This is a genomic window from Kineococcus terrestris (genome assembly GCF_041020755.1).
GTDB lineage: Bacteria > Actinomycetota > Actinomycetes > Actinomycetales > Kineococcaceae > Kineococcus > Kineococcus terrestris.
This window is the reverse complement of sequence record NZ_JBEUEI010000016.1, coordinates 60688-75812: the sequence shown is the minus strand read 5'-3', so window position 1 is coordinate 75812 and position 15125 is coordinate 60688. Positions and strand designations below refer to the sequence as shown.

The following is a 15125-nucleotide window of genomic DNA, read 5'->3' as shown; positions in this document are numbered from 1 at the left end:
CTCATCGTGGCAGCCGCACCGCGCGGCGGGCCAGCGTCCGCGCGGCGCCCGCGGGCGGTGTCCCGGGCGCCGCGGCGGCAGTAGGTTCGTCGCCCATGCGCCTGTCCGTCATCGACCACCCCCTCGTCGCCCACAAACTCACCGCGCTGCGCGACCGCGGCACGGACTCCCCGACGTTCCGCCGCCTGGCCGACGAGCTCGTCACGCTGCTCGCCTACGAGGCCACCCGCGACGTGCGGGTCGAACCCCACCCGGTCACCACGCCGGTGTCGCCGACCGTCGGGGTGCGCCTGTCCACCCCCAAGCCGATCGTCGTGCCGATCCTGCGGGCCGGGCTGGGGATGCTCGACGGGATGGTCCGCCTGCTGCCGACCGCGGAGGTCGGGTTCCTGGGGATGATCCGCGACGAGGAGACGCTGCAGGCGACCACGTACGCGAACCGCCTGCCCGACGACCTGTCCGGCCGGCAGTGCTACGTGCTGGACCCGATGCTCGCCACGGGCGGAACGCTCGTCGCCTCCATCACCTACCTGCTCGAGCGCGGCGCGCGCGACGTCACCGCCATCTGCCTGCTCGCCGCCCCCGAGGGCCTGGAGGTCGTGCGCACCGCGTTCGACGACGTGGCGGCCGTCACCGTCGTCACCGCCGCCGTCGACGAGCGGCTGGACTCCTCCGGGTACATCGTCCCCGGCCTCGGCGACGCGGGGGACCGGCTGTACGGGGTCGTCTGAGAACCGCCCGCGACCCGTCCGGGAGCTCGCGGCCCGCTCGCCGGCGCCCGGCGGGGGAGATCGTCACCACCTCCCGCGTCGTGCAGGATGAGCCCCGCGCGGGCCTCCCGCGCGGTCCCCGGTCCGCACGCAGTCCGCACGCAGGAGGGAACGAGCATGAGGTGGCGCAGGGTGCTGTGGTGGGTCCTCGTGGTGTTCGCGCTGTACGCGGTGTACCGGGCGCCCGACCAGGCCGCCGACTTCGTGCGCAGCGTCGGCGAGGCCCTCGGGCAGGTCGTCAGCAGCATCGCCGGCTTCTTCGACGGCGTCCTCACCGGCTGAACCCCGCGTCGTCGAGGAGCTGGTCGCGGTGAGCTGGTGGCGACGGGCGTCCGCGGGCCGCGCGGGTGAGCTGATCCCCGGGCCGGACGGCGCGGACCTGCTGCGCGACCTGCCCGCCGAGCCGCCGCCCGACCCGGGCGTCGAGGACCGCGCCGACCGCGCCGCCCCGCCCCGGGGCGACCGCCGGCCCGCGCGTCGCGGTGCCGAGCCCGTCGGCGCGGACGTCGGGGACCTGCCGCGCTCGGTGCGCCGGTACGTCCTGCCGAGCGAGCGGCTCGTCGTGGCGGTCCGCCGGCACCCGGCCCGGCTGGCCGAACCGGTCGCCAGCGCCGCCGCCGGGTTCGCGCTCTGGCTGTGGCTGAACCTGGAGCTGCTGGACGGGACGCCGTACCTGCCCGAGCTGCTGCTGCTCGGCTGGGCGGCGCTGTTCGCGCGCGCGGTGTGGCACCTGCTGTCCTGGCGGGTCGACTGGTTCGTCGCCACCGACCGCCGCCTCCTGCTGACGTACGGGGTGCTCAACCGCCGCGTCGCGATGATGCCCGTCTCGAAGGTCACGGACATGAGCTACAACCAGTCGCTGCCGGGCCGCCTGCTCGGTTACGGCGAGTTCGTCATGGAGTCCGCCGGGCAGGACCAGGCCCTGCACGACGTGGACTGGCTGCCCGTGCCCGACCAGCTCTACCTCAGCATCGTCGCGGAGATCTTCGGGGTGGACGCGGTGCGCGAGGCGAAGGACAAGCTGCGGCGGCGCTGAACGAGCTGCGGCGCTGAACGAGCTGCGCCCGCGACGGCGAACGCCCTCCCCGGCCGGGCCGGGGAGGGCGTTCGCGGTCGCGGGGCGGTTCAGCCCTGGGCGGCGCGGTACTGCTCGATGATGCTGGTGGAGATCGGGCCGCGCGGGGCGACGGCGATGCCGGCGCCGGCGGCCCACTCGCGCACCGCGCGGGCGTCCACGGCACCGGTGGCCGCGGGGGCCGCCTTCTTCGCGGTGGACTTCTTGGCCGCCGACCGGGCCGTCTTCTTCGCCGGCGCGGCCGCCGGGGCGCTCGTCTCGGCGGCGGGGGTTTCCGCCGGCGCGGCGGGCTCCTCGACCGGGGCGGCCGTCTTCTTCGCCGCGGTCTTGGCGGTGCTCTTCTTCGCGGCCGTCTTCTTCGCCGGGGCGGCCTTCTGCGCGGGGGCGCTCTCCGGGGCCGGGGCGCTCTCCTGCGCCGGCGCGCTCTTCTTGGCCGGGGTGCTCTTCTTGGCGGTCGTCTTCTTCGCCGGGGCGGCGGCGGGCGCGGCCTGCGTGCTCGACAGCGCGGCCGGCAGGTCCTCCCAGCTGACCGAGGTCGCCGGGCGCGAGGTCGAGGGGTTCCAGGAGACGCCGTTCGCGTTCACCGTGAACGTGCCGACGCGGCGGCCGTTGCGCTTGACGGGGATCTCCAGGTCGACACCGCCGACGGGGAGTTCGGTGGCCACCTTCAGCGCGACGTCGTGACTAGCCATGATGAGCTCCGGGGGAGAGGTGACGGGTTGTTCGTTGTCGCCCATGAAACCACAGCGGAGCGCGGGTTCGCGCACCGGAACTGGGCATTCCCGGCATTTCCCGCCGTCCGGAGGAGCCGTTCTTCCCACCGCGCCGACCGGTGGTCGCGCACCGTTCCCGGACGCTGCGCACCCGCTGTTCCCGGACGCTGTTCCCGGGTGCTGTTCCGGGCGGTGGCCGGCCGGTTCGCGGGAAGCGCTCGCCGTTCCCGCCCGGCGCCCGCCGGTGCCGCGGAGCCGGAGTTCCGCCCCGGTGTTCCGCGCCGTCGTCCCCGGCCGGCGCCCGGTGGTCCGTTCCGCGCTCCGTCCCGGCGCGACCGGCCGCAACTCGACCGGCGGGTGGAAACCGCCGCGCGGTGCGGGTGTCGCCGGCGAGGGACGCGGACGGGGTGCGGACGGAGTGCGGGCGGGGTGCGGCAGAGGTGCGGACGGGGTCGGTCCCCGGTGGCGGAACCGGCCGGGGTTCACCGGCGGTCCGGTGGGTCCCGCGGTGGCCGCGCCGGGCGGGTGCCGCGGTGGTCCGGCGGCGCCCGGAGGAGCCGGAGCGCCCGGGGAGGGGTGCGGCCGGGGTGCGGCCGGGCCGGGACCGCCCACCGGGTCGGCGTCGCCGGTCGGGCGCTCGCTGCGGGTGCGTGCGGCGGCGGGGCGCTCCGGGGCGCTCCGGGACGCGGCTCGGACGGCCGCGGGCGCGGGGCGGCGCCGGGTGGTGGGGGAGGGGTCGTCGCCGGCGGCCGGACCGCACGACCCCCGGAAGCACGACAGCCGCCCCCCGAGGACGGGGAGCGGCTGACCGGTGCGGTGCGCCCGAAGGGATTCGAACCCCTAACCTTCTGATCCGTAGTCAGATGCTCTATCCGTTGAGCTACGGGCGCGGACGCCGTGCAGCGCGCGGCGACGAGGAAGAGCATAGCGGGTGCGTGGCCCGCTGCCCAATCGACTGCGGCGCAACGGTCCTGACGCCGCCGCGGAGGGCCGGGAGGGGTCCCGGACGCGACGAGGCCCCGCCCCGCGGGTGCGGGACGGGGCCTCGGCCGAGCGCGGAGGTGGCGGGATTTGAACCCGCGAGGGGGTTGTAGCCCCCAACCCGCTTAGCAGGCGGGCGCCATAGACCGGACTAGGCGACACCTCCGTGGAGCACAGCTCCGTCACCGAGGCTAGCAGCCCCGCACCACCCCGGACGGCCACCCGGACGCCGCCCGGACGGCCGCGGCGGTCCACCCGCGCCGCCGCCCGGCACGAGGTCCCCCCAGGTCCCCCGAGGTCCTGCGCAGGTCCTCCCCCGACCGCGCACGTGCGTCCGCGGTGCCCGCGCCGGGCGGCGTGCCAGCATCGCCGCGTGGTCGACGGTGCGCCGGGGGGCGCGGGACGAGGACGGCGCGGGGGGACGGGGCGCGGCCCCGGTCGCCGCGCCGTGGTGGTGGTCGGCGGGGCGGCCGTCGTCGCGGGCGGGGGCGCCGCCGCGTGGGCGCTGAGCCGCGGCGGGGACGACGGCACCGGTGCGCGCGCCGCCGCCGACGCGCTGGCCCGCGCGTGGCAGGAGGGCCGGTTGTCGGACGCCCCGCTCCAGGGCGCCCCCGCCGACCCCGACGCCGAGCTGGCGCGCCTGAGCGGCGGTCTGCCCGCCCCCGCCGTCACCGTGGCGGGGGTCGACACCGAGCGGGCCGCCGACGGCACCGCCGACGCCCGCCTCGAGGTCTCCTACGACCTCGCCGCCCTCGGCGCCCCCGACGGGTCCGTGTTCACCCACCCCACGACCGCGCGCCTGACCCGCCTGCCCGACGCGGCGGACGGTGACGCGACGGGCGGCTGGCGCGTCGTGTGGGAGCCCGCGCTCGTCCACCCCGACCTCGCCGGGGACGCCGTCCTCGCGCTCGAGCGCGCCCTGCCGCCCCGCGCGGACGTCCTCGCCCGCGACGGCAGCCCCGTCGTCACCGCCACCGACGTCGTCGTCGTGGGTGTGCAGCCCTCGCGCACCCCCGACGCCGGCGCCACCGCCGACCGGCTCGGCCAGCTCCTGGACGTCGACGCCGCCGCCCTGGCCGCCCGCGTGCGCGAGGCCGCCCCCGACGCCTTCGTCACCGTCCTCACCCTGCGGCGCACCGACTACGACGCCCAGCGCGAGGACCTGCAGGCCGTCCCCGGCGCCGTCTTCCGCGAGTCCACGCTGCCGCTGGCACCCACCCGCGCCTTCGCCCGCGCCCTGCTCGGCGGGGTGGGCGAGGTCACCGCCGAGGTCGTCGAGGCCTCCGGCGGGCGCTACCTGCCCGGCGACGTCGGGGGGCGCTCGGGCCTGCAGGCCCGCTACGACGAGCGGCTCGCCGGACGCGCGGGCGTCGCCGTGCGGGTCACCGGCGGCGACCTGGCCGCGTCCCGGGAGCTGTTCGCCGTCCCCGCGCAGCCGGGGGAGCCCGTGCGCACCGGTCTGGAACCGGGCCTGCAGCGGGCCGCGGACGAGGCGCTGGCCGGCGTGGGGTCCGAGTGCGCCCTCGTGGCCGTGGACACCCGCACCGGCGACGTCGTGGCCGTCGCCAACGGCCCGGCCGACGGCGGCGACCGCGCCCTGACCGGCCGCTACCCGCCCGGGTCGACGTTCAAGGTCGTCACCACGCTGGCGCTGCTCGCCCAGGGGCTCGACCCGGCCGAGACGGTGTCCTGCCCGGCGACGTTCACGGTCGACGGCCGCTCCTTCCGCAACTTCGAGGGCGAGGTGCTGGGCGACGTGCCGTTCCGCACCGACTTCGCGCTCTCGTGCAACACGGCCTTCGCCTCCCTCAGCGGCCGCCTCGGCGAGGGCGAGCTGCGCGACGTCGCCGCCCAGCTGGGCGTCGGCGCGGAGTGGGCGACCGGCGTGGACGCCTTCGCCGGGGACGTGCCCGTCACGGAGTCCGCCGTCGACCAGGCCGCCGCGAGCTTCGGGCAGGGCCGCACCCTCGTCAGCCCGCTGGCCGTCGCGGTGATGGCCGCGGGCGTCGCGGCGGGAGGGCCGCGGCTGCCGCGGGTGGTCCTCGACCCCGCGCCGGAGGCCCCGGCGGGCCCGGCCGCGCCCGCGCCCGACCCCGCCGCGCTGGCCGTCCTGGCCGACCTCATGCGGGACGTGGTGACCGGCGGCACGGCCACCGTCCTGGCGGGGGTGCCGGGGGAGCCCGTGCACGCCAAGACCGGCACCGCCGAGCACGGCAGCGGGGACCCGCCGCCCACCCACGCGTGGACGACGGGCTGGCAGGGCCCGCTCGCCTTCGCCGTCTTCGTCGCCGACGGCGCCAGCGGCGGGTCCGTCGCCGCGCCCGTGGCGGCGGACTTCCTGCGGCGCAGCGCCTCCGTCGCCCTCTGACGCGCCGCGGCGGCGTGCCGCGAGCGTGCCGGGAGCCGGTCGGGACCCGGTCGCGAGCGGGGCGGGACCCGGTCGCCGCGACCGCGCGGCCCCGCCGGTCCCGCCGCCGGTCGCGCCGCGCGCGACGACACGTCCGCGCGGTTCCCGCGGGGAATTGCCACGGAGGCCGGGTTGGGGTGAAGATGCTGCAGTACGCCCTGTGGGCTACAGACGGGCCCGGCTCATCCCCCCCGAGCCGGACCGTGGACGGCCCCCGCTCCCCCCCAGCGGGGGCCGTCGTCTTTCCCGGCCGTGACCGCCCCGGCCACCTCCCCCGGCTGGCGCCGACGACCCGCCGCGCCGCGACCGCCGTGTCCACAGGACCGCCCGCCCGCCGTCGTCCACACCCCCGCCGGCCGGCGCCCGCGCCCCGCGCCCGGCGGCGCCCACGGTGTCCCTCCCCGTCCCCGGAGGTGACCCGTGACCCCTGCCCGACACCCGCGCCCCGGCGGCCCCCCGCCCGCGCGCGAGGCCGTCCTGCTCACCCGCGACGAGGCCCTGGCGGCCGCCGTCACCCGGCTGGCCGGCGCCGCCGGGTGCCCGGTCCGGCGCGTCCCGGATAGCCCGGGCGGCCCGGACGTCCCGGGCGGCCCCGGCGTCCCCGCGGCCCTGGTGCTCGCCGGTGCCGACGCCGGCGCCGCGCAGGTCGCAGCCGCCCGCGCCGGCGGCGCGGACGTCGTCGTCGTGGGCACCGCGCCGGCGGCCGCCTCGTGGTGGCGGGCCGTCACCGAGCTGGGCGCCGACCACGCGGCCCTGCTGCCCGAGGCCGAGGACTGGCTGCTGGACCGGCTGGCCGAGGCCGCCGCCGGCCGCGGGGCGCCCGGGCGCGTCGTGGGGGTGGTCGGCGGCACCGGGGGCGCCGGCGCCAGCGTCGTGGCCGCCGCGCTGGCGCTGGCCGCGGCCGGGCGCGGCCACGGCACCCTCCTGCTGGACGCCGACCCGGTCTCGGGCGGCCTGGACCTCCTGCTCGGCGCCGACGAGCTGCCGGGGCTGCGCTGGGGCGACCTGGCCGGGGTCAGCGGGCGGCTGCGCCCCGACGTCCTCCTGGGCGCCGTCGAGGTGACCGCGGACCTGCACCTGCTGGCCGCCGACCGCCACCGGCCCGCCGCGCCCCTGGACGCCGCGCTGCCGTCGGTGCTCGACGCCGCCCGCCGCGGCTTCGACCTGACGGTGCTCGACCTGCCCCGCGCGGCGCCGCTGGCCGCGGAGGCCGCGGCCGGCTGCGAGGAGCTGCTCGTCGTCGTCCCCGGCACCGCCCGCGGCGCCGCGGCGGCGTGCGCCGTCGTCGACGCGCTCGCGCCCGGTGCCGGCACGTCCGTCGCGCTCGTCGGCCGCGCGGCGCCCGCGGGCGCCGCCGGCCTGGACGCCGACACCCTCGCCGAGGTCGTCGGCGCTCCCGTGAGCGCCTGGCTGCGCACCGAGCGCGACCTCGACGTCTCGGTCGAGCGCGGGGAGGGCCTGCCCCGCGGGCGCCGCAGCCCGCTGGCCGCCTTCGCCGACCGGTGGGCCCGCGGCCTCGCGCCCGACGGCGTCCCGTCCCGGCGCGCCGTCCCGGTGTCCCGGTGAGCGCGGGCACCGCCGCGGTCGCGCTCGACCCCGGCGTGGTCGCCCGCGTCCGCGACCGGCTCCTCGCCGGACCCGCCGTGCCCACCGGGCTCACCGGCGACCGGGGCCTGACCGAGCGGGTGGCCGCCGCCGCGCGCGCCGAGGGGCTCGTCCTGGGCGCGCCCGGCCTGCTGCGGCTCGTCGACGCCGTGCGCGCCGAGCTCACCGGCTGCGGCCGCCTGCAGCCGCTCGTGGAGGCTCCCGGCACCACCGACGTCCTCGTCAACGGCGGCGGCCGCGTGTGGGTCGACGACGGCGGCGGGCTGCGCGCGGCCGCGACGGCGCTGAGCGGGGAGGAGGAGGTGCGCGAGCTGGCCGTGCGCCTGGCCGCCACCGCCGGCCGGCGCCTGGACGACGCGAGCCCGTGGGTGGACGCGCGCCTGCCCGACGGCACCCGCCTGCACGCGGTGCTGCCGCCGCTGACTCCCGAGGGCACCCACCTGAGCCTGCGCGTGCCCGCCCGGCGGCGGTGGTCGCTGGCCCAGCTGGAGGCCGCGGGCAGCGTGCCGGCGGCCTGGGGCCCGCTCCTGCGCGCCGTCGTCGCGGGCCGGCTGTCGTACCTCGTCAGCGGCGGCACCGGCACCGGCAAGACGACGCTGCTGCAGGCGCTGCTCGGCGAGGTGGGCGCGCGGGAGCGGCTCGTCCTCGTCGAGGACGCCGGCGAGCTGCGGCCCGAGCACCCCCACGTGGTGCGCCTGGAGGCCCGCCACGGCAACGTCGAGGGCCGCGGCGCCGTCGGGCTGGACGTCCTGGTGCGCCAGGCCCTGCGGATGCGCCCCGACCGGCTCGTCGTCGGCGAGTGCCGCGGCGCGGAGGTCCTGGAGCTGCTGGCGGCGCTGAACACCGGCCACGCGGGCAGCGCCGGCACCCTGCACGCCAACTCCGCCGCCGACGTCGTGGCGCGCGTGCACGCCCTCGCCGCCTCGGCCGGTGCCGCGGCCGCGGCCGTCGACGCCCAGCTGCTGGCCGGCGTCGACGTGGTCCTGCACACCGGCCGGGCGGGCGGTGCCCGCGCGCTGCTGGAGGTCGCCGTCCTGGAGGGCGTCGGCACCGGTCCGGCGCGGGGTGCCCGCGCCGTGCCCGCCCTCACGCGCTGCCCGGACGGGGACGGGGCGGACGCCTGGCGGACCGGTCCCGGCTGGCCGCAGCTGATCGCCCGGCTGCCCGCCGCGGTCACCGGCCCGCTGGCCGACGGGCGGAGGCGGGCGTGAGCGGCGCGGTCCCGGCGGCGCTGGGCGTCGCCCTCCTCCTCGCAGCGGCCGCGGGTGCCGCCGGAGCGGCCGGAGCCGCCGGAGGACGGTCGCGCGCCCGTCCGCCGCGCTCGGTCCGCGGGGCCCCGTGGCCGTCGCGGGTGGCGCGGGACGGTCTGGCCCGCCGGGCCGGGCGGCTCCCGCGGGGCCGTGGTGCGGCCGGGCACGACGGTGACCTGCGCGCCGGTGCCCGGCTCGCCGAGCGCGCGGCCGCGCTCCTGGCCGCCGGCGCGGCACCCGCCGAGGCCTGGGCGCACGCCGCGGCCGGGCCGGCCGGGCAGAGCGGTGGCCGGGCCGCCGCGGGGGCACCGGGCGGACCCCCGGCGCACGCACCGCACGCCGTGCGCGCGGCGTGGCTGCTCGCCCAGCGCTGCGGCGCCGCACCGGCGGCGGTCCTCGAGGTGTGCGCCGCCGGCCTGCACGACGAGGCCGACGCCCGCGCCGCGGTGCGGGTGGCGCTGTCCGGGGCCGCCGTCAGCACTCGCACCGTCTCGCTGCTGCCCCTGCTGGGCCTGGCGCTGGCGGCCGCGCTGGGCGCGCCGCCCTGGCAGGTCCTGCTCGGCTCGCCCGCCGGCCTGGTCTGCGCCGCCGCGGGCGGCGCCCTGCTGTGGGCCGGCCGGGCGTGGAGCGCCCGGCTCGTCCGCTCGGCGCGCGCCTGGTGACCGGTGTTGCGGTGGCCGCCCTCGTCGGCGCTCCGGAGCCGGGACCGGCGGGGATCCCGGCGGCGCTGGCCGTGGCCGCGCTGCTCCTGGCCGCCGTCCTCGCGGGTCGCGCGGGGACGTCCGGCGGGCGCCTCCGGGAGGGTCGGCGGGACGCGCGGGACGGACCACGCCGCCGCACCGGGCCCACCGGGCCCACCGGGCCCACCGGGCGCACCGGGTCCACCGGGTCGACCGGGCCCGACCCGCTGGCTCCGGCGGGTCCCGCGGACGGCGAGCGCGCCGACGTCCCCCTGCTGCTGGAGCTCGTCGCCACGGCCCTGGACGCCGGCCTGCCGCCCGCGACGGCCGTCGGGGAGGCCCTCGCGGCGCTGCGCGAGGCGACCGGCGAGCCCCTGGAACCCGCGCTGGACGGGGTGTGCGCGCGCGCCGCCGGGGGCGCCGACCCGGTCGCCGCGTGGACGCTGCTGCCCGCCCACCTGGCCGAGCTGGCCGAACCCCTCGTGCTCGCCGCCCGGACCGGGGCGCCGCCGGCGCGCCTGCTGCGCTCGGCGGCCGTGCGGCTGCGGCGCGAGCGGCGCCGCGCGGCCGAGGAGCGCGCCGCCCGGCTCGGTGCCCTGCTGGTGCTGCCGCTGGGCCTGTGCACCCTGCCGGCGTTCCTCGCCCTCGGCGTCGTCCCCGTCGTCCTGTCCACCGCCGGCCCGCTGCTGCGCGGGGTGCTGCCGTGAACCCACCGCACCACCCCTCGCGCCACCCCGGGGACCACAGGGCGCCGCGGGCCCGGCCGTCCACAGCCCGCCCCCGCGGCCCGCCCGCCCCGGTCCCGACGCGGACACCGTGAGCCGTCCCGCCGGCACCGCCCGGCCCCGTCCCAGGAGGAGACATGACCCGCACCGACCCCACCACCACGACCACCCCGCCGCCGTCCGCGACGACGCCCGCGACGTCCGCCGCCACGTCCGCCGCCACGTCCGCCGCGACGTCCGCCGCGACGACCACCCCGACCGGCGCCGACGAGCCCCGCGACGCGGGCATGGCCACGGCCGAGTACGCGATGGCCACGCTCGCGGCCGTCGGCTTCGCCGGCCTGCTCGTCGCCCTGCTGCGCAGCGACGAGGTGCGCGGACTGCTCCTCGGCGTCGTGCGCCAGGCCCTGACCCTGGCGTGAGCGCACCGCGTCCCGCCCCGGGCGGCCCTCCCGCCGACCACCGGGGCCACCGGGGCCACCAGGGCCACCGGGGCCACCGGGGCCACCGGGGCCACCGGGGCCACCGGGGCCACCGGGGCCACCGGGGCCACCGGGGCCACCGGGGCCACCGTCCGGGGCGGGGCGCCGCCGACCGCGGGTCGGCCACCGTCGAGCTGGCCGCGGCGCTGCCGGCGGTGCTCGTGCTGCTGGTGGTGGTCCTGACCGCCGCCCGGCTCGTCGTGGTGCAGCTCGACTGCGTCGACGCGGCGCGCACGGGCGCGCGCGCCGCGGCCCGCGGCGAGGCCGAGGACGCCGTCCGCGCCAGCGCCGCCGCCCTGGCGCCGCCCGGGGCGCGCGTGGCGGTGCGGCGCACCGCCGGCCTCGTCGTGGTGGACGTGAGCAGCCCGCAGAGCCTCGCCGGCCCGCTCGGCGGCCGCGTCCTGGCCCGCGCCTCGGCCACCGCGGCGCTGGAGCAGCCGGTGGGGGCGGGGTGAGGCGCCCGTGCTGAGGGCCCCGGCACCTGCGCGCGGCACCGGCGGCCCGGACCGCGGCAGCGGGACGGTCCTCGTCCTGGCCCTGGGCTGCGTCGCCCTGACGGCGCTGCTGCTCGTGCTCGCCCTGGGCGGTGCCGTCGTGGCCCGGCACCGCGCCGCGTCCGCCGCCGACCTGGCGGCGCTCGCGGCCGCCGACGTCCTCCTGGGCCGCGCGGGCGGCGAGCCCTGCGAGCGGGCGGCCCGGGTGGTCACCGCGCACGGCGCCGCGGCACCGGACGCCGCGGCGCCGGTGCTGGTGGCGTGCGCCCCCGCGGCCGACGGGTCGGTGCTCGTGCGCGTCGCGGTGCCGGTGAGCGGCCCGCTGGGCGCCCTCGGGCCCGCCCGCGCCGCCGCGCGGGCCGGCGCCGCCGACCCGACCGCTCACCCGCCCGCCGGCAGCGCTCAAGGGACCGGCCGGTGACCCGTCCCGTCCGCGCCGCTGCCCGCGCCGCTGCCCTCGCCGCTGCCCTCGCCGCTGCCCGTGTCACCCGGGCCACCGGGCGGCAGGGCCGCCAGCAGCACGTCGAGGACGGCCACGGCACCGGCCTTGTCGAGGGGCTCGTTGCCGTTGCCGCACTTGGGCGACTGCACGCAGGCCGGGCAGCCGTCCTCGCAGCGGCACGAGCGCACCGCGTCGCGGGTGGCGGCCAGCCACCCGCGCAGCCGGTCGGCGCCGCGGTCGGCGAAACCGGCGCCGCCCGGGACGCTGTCGTGCACGAAGACGGTGGGCCGGCCGGTGTGCGGGTGCGCCGCGGTGGACAGCCCGCCGAGGTCACCGCGGTCGCACGTCGCCAGCAGCGGCAGCAGCCCGATCGAGGCGTGCTCGGCCGCGTGCAGGGCACCCGGCAGCCTGGCCGCCGCCCCGCCGGGGCCCTCCGCCCCCAGCGCCCCCAGCGCGACCTCCTCGTCGAGGGTCCACCACACCGCCCGCGTCCGCAGCCGCCGCACCGGCAGGTCCAGCGGCTCCTCGCCGAGCACCTGCCCCGTCCCGGCGCGCCGGCGCAGGAAGCCGGTGACCTGCGACGTCACCTCCACCACGCCCCGCGAGACCGTCACCGGCCCGTGCTCGGCGCGGGAGTCCTCGGCCAGCACCCGCACGTCGTGCGAGGTGCGCGCGTGCGTCGTCCAGCCCGGCTCCTCGCGGTGCACCAGCGCCAGCGACTCCTCCAGGTCCAGCTCGTCGACCACCCAGGTCTCCCCGCGGTGCACGTGCACCGCCCCCCGGTGCACCTGCGCGTCCGCCGACCCGGCCTCCACCGTGCCCAGCACCCGCCCCGTCCCGGCCTCCAGCACCCGCACGGTGCCGCCCGCGCCGCGCAGGTCCGTCAGGTCGCTGGCCCGGTCCCGGCGCGTCCAGTACCAGCCGGTGCTGCGCCGGCGCAGCAGGCGCCGCTGCACGAGCAGCTCCACCACGCCGGCCGCCGCGGGCCCGAAGGCGGGCAGGTCCTCCTCGGTCAGCGGCAGCTCCTGCGCCGCCGCGCACAGGTGCGGGGCCAGGACGTAGGGGTTGTCCGGGTCCAGGACGGTGGCCTCCACCCCCGCCCCCAGCAGCGCCTCCGGGTGGTGCACGAGGAAGGTGTCCAGCGGGTCGTCGCGCGCCACGAACACCCCCAGCGCGGGTGTCCCGCGGCGCCCGGCCCGGCCCAGCTGCTGCCAGAAGGACGCCCGGGTGCCCGGCCAGCCGGCCACCAGCACGGCGTCCAGCCCGGCCACGTCCACGCCCAGCTCCAGCGCACGCGTCGCGGCCATGCCCCGCACCCGGCCGGTGCGCAGGTCCTGCTCCAGCGCCCGCCGCTCCTCCGGCAGGTACCCGCCGCGGTAGGCGACGACCTGCTCCGGCAGGTCCGGGCCCACCTCCGCCAGGCGCCGGCGCGCGCCCGCCGCCACGGACTCGGCGCCCGTGCGGCTGCGCACGAAGGCCAGCGTCCGCACCCCGTCCTCGACGAGGTCGGCGAGCAGGTCGGCCGTCTCCGCCGTCGCGCTGCGCCGCTGCGCGGCCGGCGCGCGCCCCGGCGCGCCGGAGGGGTCCCCCAGCGGGTCGCCCCGGTCGTCCGGGACCGGCTGGACCATCGGCGGCTCCCACAGCGCCACGGTCAGCTCGGGCCGCTGCGAGGTGTCCGCGGTGACCGCCACGACGTCCACCCCCGTCAGCCGGCGGGCCGTGGTGGCGGGGTCGGCGACCGTCGCGGAGGCCAGCACGAACACCGGGTCGGCGCCGTAGCGGCGCGCCAGGCGCCGCAGCCGGCGCAGGACGGCCGCCGCGTGCGAGCCGAACACCCCGCGGTAGCCGTGCAGCTCGTCGACGACCACGTAGCGCAGCCGGCGCAGGAAGGACGCCCAGTGCTCGTGCCCGGGCAGGACCGAGCGGTGCAGCATGTCGACGTTCGTCAGCACCAGGCCGGCGTGCTCGCGCACCCAGCGGCGCACCTCCGGCGGGGTGTCGCCGTCGTAGGTGGCCGCCACCACCCCGGGCACGTCCAGCGCCCGCAGCCGCGACTCCTGGTCGGCGGCCAGCGCCTTCGTCGGCGACAGGTACAGCGCGGTGCACACCCGCCCGCCCCAGCGGGCCGGACCCCGCTGCGCGCCGGCTCCCTCCCCGCGGTCCCCACCGCCGTCGCCGCCGCGCAGCGCGGTCAGCACGGGCAGCTGGAAGGCCAGCGACTTGCCCGAGGCGGTCCCCGCGGCCAGCACGGTCGAGCGGCCCGCGCGCACGTGCTCGGCGGCCTCGACCTGGTGGCGCCAGGGCAGCCCGCCGGTGCTGCGCTCCAGCGCCGCCACGACCTCCGGGTCCGCCCAGCCCGGCCACGGCACGCGCTCGCCGGCGCGCGCCGGCAGCACCTCCACGTGCCGCAGCCGGCCCGTGGCCGCCCCCCGCCCCAGCAGCGCCCGGGCGGGTCCGGCCGCGGCGCCCGGGCCCGCGGGGTCCGGGGTGCCGGTGCGCGCGCTCACGCGGGGAGTCTGCCCCCGCCGCGGTCCGCGCCGGGCCGCGGCTGCGCTCCACGACGCGCCCCTCACGCAGCGCGATGGTTGAATGCCAGGGGCGCGCCGATCGGCGCGCCGGAGAACGGCCAGCAGCGAGGAGGGGTCTGCGTGGACCTGTCGGTGACCAGCCGCGAGGAGAGCGGCCGGACCGTCGTCGAGGTGTCCGGTGAGATCGACGTCTACACGGCACCGACCCTGCGCGAGCGGCTCAACGAACTCGTGGGCGCCGGGCACCACCACCTCGTGGTGGACATGGAGGGCGTGGAGTTCCTCGACTCCACCGGGCTCGGTGTGCTCGTCGGCGGTCTCAAGCGGGTCCGCTCGCACGACGGCTCCCTGCACCTGGTGTGCCAGCGCGAGAAGATCCTCAAGGTCTTCCGCATCACGGGCCTGACGAAGGTCTTCCCCATCCACGACACCGTCGCCGACGCGATCGCGGCCTCGGCGTCCGTGGACGGGGCCGGCGCCACCTCCTGAGGACGTGCCGACCGTCGCCCTGCGGTTCTCGCCGCTGGCCGAGCACGTGCGCACGGCGCGACTGGTGGCCGTCTCGGTCGCCCGCCGCGCCGGCTTCGGCGAGGGCCAGCTGGACGAGATCCGCATCGCCATCGGTGAGGCGTGCGCCCGCGCCGTCGGGCGCAGCCCCGCCGACGGCCTCGTCGACATGCGCCTGTGCGACGACGACCGCCGCCTCGAGGTGACGGTCCTGGAACGCCGCCACGACGGCGCGCCGCTGCCGCCGGAGACCGAGCCGGAGGACCCGCTGGCCCTGGCCCTGCTGGAGGGCATGGCCGACCTGGTCGCCGTCCCGGGGACCACGGACGACCCGCGGGAGGCCGGCGGCGAGGGGGGCGTGCTGCTGTCGTGGCAGCTGCCCCCGGAGGAGCCCGCCGACGTGCCGGGCGCACCGCTGGCCCGCGCCTCGCGGTACGCGCGGTGACGGGGCCGCGCGCCGCGTAGC

At 80.0% G+C, this 15125-nt stretch carries 15 protein-coding genes and 2 tRNA genes; 13 read left to right on the top strand and 4 right to left on the bottom strand.

Annotation, left to right across the window (positions count from 1 at the left end):
• The first annotated feature begins 95 nt into the window (after window positions 1-95).
• From upp to AB8M62_RS11640, 3 genes are all read left to right on the top strand, one after another.
• Window positions 96-731, top strand: a complete 636-nt coding sequence (upp, locus tag AB8M62_RS11650) for a uracil phosphoribosyltransferase (RefSeq protein ID WP_369052627.1) — start codon at window positions 96-98, stop codon at window positions 729-731.
• 156 nt (window positions 732-887) lie between these two features.
• Window positions 888-1052, top strand: coding sequence for a hypothetical protein (locus AB8M62_RS11645; RefSeq protein ID WP_369052625.1), 165 nt, complete (start codon window positions 888-890; stop codon window positions 1050-1052).
• Between the two features lie 28 nt (window positions 1053-1080).
• Complete coding sequence (locus AB8M62_RS11640; RefSeq protein ID WP_369069655.1) at window positions 1081-1806, top strand: PH domain-containing protein; 726 nt, start codon at window positions 1081-1083, stop codon at window positions 1804-1806.
• Window positions 1807-1895: 89 nt separating this feature from the next.
• Here the strand turns inward: AB8M62_RS11640 and AB8M62_RS11635 are convergent, their stop codons facing one another.
• The 3 genes from AB8M62_RS11635 to AB8M62_RS11625 form a co-directional block, all read right to left on the bottom strand.
• On the bottom strand, window positions 1896-2537 hold the full coding sequence (locus AB8M62_RS11635; RefSeq protein ID WP_369052623.1) for an Lsr2 family DNA-binding protein: 642 nt from the start codon (window positions 2535-2537) through the stop codon (window positions 1896-1898).
• Window positions 2538-3375: 838 nt separating this feature from the next.
• A tRNA-Arg gene (locus AB8M62_RS11630) sits at window positions 3376-3448 on the bottom strand.
• A 166-nt stretch (window positions 3449-3614) separates the two neighbouring features.
• Window positions 3615-3705, bottom strand: a tRNA-Ser gene (locus AB8M62_RS11625).
• Window positions 3706-3912: 207 nt separating this feature from the next.
• Between AB8M62_RS11625 and AB8M62_RS11620 the strand changes: the two genes are divergently transcribed.
• The 8 genes from AB8M62_RS11620 (at window position 3913) to AB8M62_RS11585 (ending at window position 11603) form a co-directional block, all read left to right on the top strand.
• Window positions 3913-5907, top strand: a complete 1995-nt coding sequence (locus AB8M62_RS11620; protein WP_369069654.1) for a penicillin-binding transpeptidase domain-containing protein — start codon at window positions 3913-3915, stop codon at window positions 5905-5907.
• A gap of 459 nt (window positions 5908-6366) precedes the next feature.
• On the top strand, window positions 6367-7512 hold the full coding sequence (gene ssd, locus AB8M62_RS11615; RefSeq protein WP_369069653.1) for a septum site-determining protein Ssd: 1146 nt from the start codon (window positions 6367-6369) through the stop codon (window positions 7510-7512).
• Window positions 7509-8762, top strand: a complete 1254-nt coding sequence (locus AB8M62_RS11610) for a TadA family conjugal transfer-associated ATPase (protein WP_369069652.1) — start codon at window positions 7509-7511, stop codon at window positions 8760-8762. The genes ssd and AB8M62_RS11610 overlap by 4 nt, the downstream gene beginning before the upstream one ends.
• Window positions 8759-9463: a hypothetical protein gene (locus AB8M62_RS11605; RefSeq protein ID WP_369069651.1), complete on the top strand. Its 705-nt coding sequence runs from the start codon at window positions 8759-8761 to the stop codon at window positions 9461-9463. Before AB8M62_RS11610 ends, AB8M62_RS11605 begins: the two co-directional genes overlap by 4 nt.
• Window positions 9460-10188, top strand: a complete 729-nt coding sequence (locus tag AB8M62_RS11600; RefSeq protein WP_369069650.1) for a type II secretion system F family protein — start codon at window positions 9460-9462, stop codon at window positions 10186-10188. The genes AB8M62_RS11605 and AB8M62_RS11600 overlap by 4 nt, the downstream gene beginning before the upstream one ends.
• 155 nt (window positions 10189-10343) lie before the next feature.
• Window positions 10344-10628 carry a DUF4244 domain-containing protein gene (locus AB8M62_RS11595; RefSeq protein WP_369069649.1) on the top strand — a complete coding sequence of 95 codons (285 nt, stop codon included), beginning with the start codon at window positions 10344-10346 and terminating at the stop codon, window positions 10626-10628.
• Window positions 10625-11143, top strand: a complete 519-nt coding sequence (locus AB8M62_RS11590) for a TadE family type IV pilus minor pilin (RefSeq protein WP_369069648.1) — start codon at window positions 10625-10627, stop codon at window positions 11141-11143. The genes AB8M62_RS11595 and AB8M62_RS11590 overlap by 4 nt, the downstream gene beginning before the upstream one ends.
• Before the next feature lie 7 nt (window positions 11144-11150).
• Entirely contained in the window at window positions 11151-11603 is a 453-nt protein-coding gene (locus AB8M62_RS11585) for an Rv3654c family TadE-like protein (protein ID WP_369069647.1), read from the top strand.
• On the opposite strand, the gene sftH is transcribed toward AB8M62_RS11585, so the two are convergent.
• The gene (gene sftH / locus AB8M62_RS11580) at window positions 11585-14131 is read right to left on the bottom strand and encodes a DEAD/DEAH box helicase (RefSeq protein ID WP_373694920.1); all 2547 of its coding nucleotides are present in this window, start codon (window positions 14129-14131) and stop codon (window positions 11585-11587) included. The genes AB8M62_RS11585 and sftH overlap by 19 nt on opposite strands.
• A gap of 141 nt (window positions 14132-14272) precedes the next feature.
• Between sftH and AB8M62_RS11575 the strand changes: the two genes are divergently transcribed.
• Both AB8M62_RS11575 and AB8M62_RS11570 read left to right on the top strand, forming a co-directional pair.
• On the top strand, window positions 14273-14641 hold the full coding sequence (locus AB8M62_RS11575) for an STAS domain-containing protein (RefSeq protein WP_369052610.1): 369 nt from the start codon (window positions 14273-14275) through the stop codon (window positions 14639-14641).
• Window positions 14642-14645: 4 nt separating this feature from the next.
• Window positions 14646-15104, top strand: a complete 459-nt coding sequence (locus tag AB8M62_RS11570) for an ATP-binding protein (RefSeq protein ID WP_369052609.1) — start codon at window positions 14646-14648, stop codon at window positions 15102-15104.
• Window positions 15105-15125 lie beyond the last annotated feature (21 nt).